Source organism: Polaromonas sp. P1_G4 (assembly GCF_056405475.1).
Genome location: NZ_JBFUCA010000761.1, coordinates 1 through 1,504, shown reverse-complemented (window position 1 = coordinate 1,504; position 1,504 = coordinate 1). Strand labels below are relative to the sequence as shown.

2 protein-coding genes are annotated in these 1,504 nt (G+C 59.5%); one reads left to right on the top strand and one right to left on the bottom strand.

What is annotated here, in order from left to right:
- The coding region (locus AC1D1X_RS23085) for an ABC transporter substrate-binding protein (RefSeq protein ID WP_477699311.1) at positions 1–1,081 on the top strand (1,081 nt) is incomplete at its 5' end.
- Here the strand turns inward: AC1D1X_RS23085 and AC1D1X_RS23080 are convergent.
- Positions 1,074–1,504 (bottom strand): hypothetical protein (locus AC1D1X_RS23080; protein WP_477699310.1); only part of this gene is annotated, 431 nt, incomplete at its 5' end. The two genes, AC1D1X_RS23085 and AC1D1X_RS23080, sit on opposite strands and share 8 nt — an antisense overlap.

Sequence of the window (1,504 nt, the reverse complement as noted above, 5' to 3'; positions counted from 1 at the left end):
GGCGGCGCCGGCACGCGAAGATCTGGTGATCGGTCAGGTGGCGCCGCTGACAGGCACCATCGCCGGAACCGGTAACGAATACGTGGCCGGCGGCGCTGCGTATTTCGCCTATGTCAACGACAACGGCGGAATTTATGGTCGCAAGATACGCGTCGCACTGAAAGACGACAGCTACAAGCCGGAGCAGACCCTTGCCCTGACGCGCCAGCTGCTGGCCGAGGAAAAGCCTTTGGCACTGTTCGGTTTTGTCGGAACCGGCAACGTGCTGGCCCTGAACAAGAACAAGGTGCTTGAGGAAGCGGGCATCGCCCTGCTGGCACCTTACACGGGCGCCCAGGATTTGCGTGACCCGGTGAACCCCCTGATTTTCCACATCCGGGCCAGCTACGCCGACGAAACTGCCCGCATGGTGGAACACCTGCACACCATTGGCCTGCGCCGCTTCGCGGTGATGTACCAGGACGACCCCTTCGGCAAAAGCGGCCTGGCAGGTGCGGAAAGCGCGCTGAAAAAACTGGGCATGACGGCCGTGGCCACGGGCAACTACGACCGCACCAAGCCTGAGGAAGTCGATGGAGCGGTCGCGGCCATCACCCCRGCCAATCCTGACGCCATCATCATGGTTTCAGTCAACCGCGCCTCCGCCGCTTTCATCAAGAAGATGCGGGCACAAGGCAGCAAGGCTCGCCTGTTCAGTATCTCGGTGGTGAATTTCAAGGAACTGCTCAAAAATGCCGGGGAGGACAACGCCCGCGGCATCGGTATTTCCCAGGTCATGCCCTACCCTTATTCCACCCTGGCGCCGGTGGCCCGCGAGTTCCAGACCCTGATGGCCAAATACCAGCCGGACAAGGTGGTCTCCTACGCCAGCATGGAGTCCTTCATTGCAGCCAAGATTCTTGTTGAAGCCATGCGCCGCAGCGGTGCCGATCCAACGCGCCAGAAAATCATCACCCAGCTGGAGAAGATGAACAACTACGACGCAGGAGGCTTCAAGGTCAGCTTTTCGCCGGAGAACCGTGTCGGCTCGAAGTTTGTTGAAGTGACCGTGATCGGCCGCGACGGCAGGTTGCTCAAGTAGCGCGGCGCACTTCCAGGATCTCGTACTCCATCGCTTCCTCGTAGGTCTTGGCGTCGTTCAGCGCTAGGTGCAGCAGAATCCTGGGCGCATGGGCCTTGATAACCCTGTGCATCAACACGCCGACGACGACCATCGGCAGGCCCACCCAGAGGTAGCCGTACATGGAAAGCACCACACCGATGCCCAGGAGGGGCAAGGAAATRCCGACAACAAACAGGCGGTGCTTGACGTATTTTTGCGCACGCTCCGGATTCACGATCACGCGGAACCGGCCGTGCGGCAGGCCGGTGCGGAATTCCTGGTGCGGAACATAAATCGCTGACGGGCTTTCAGGGGGTTCAGTGCCTTCACTTTTTCCGGTCTCGATTCCGGTTTCGGAATTTGTCTCTGTCATTTTTTTTCCCGTCAGTTTGAATTCAACAA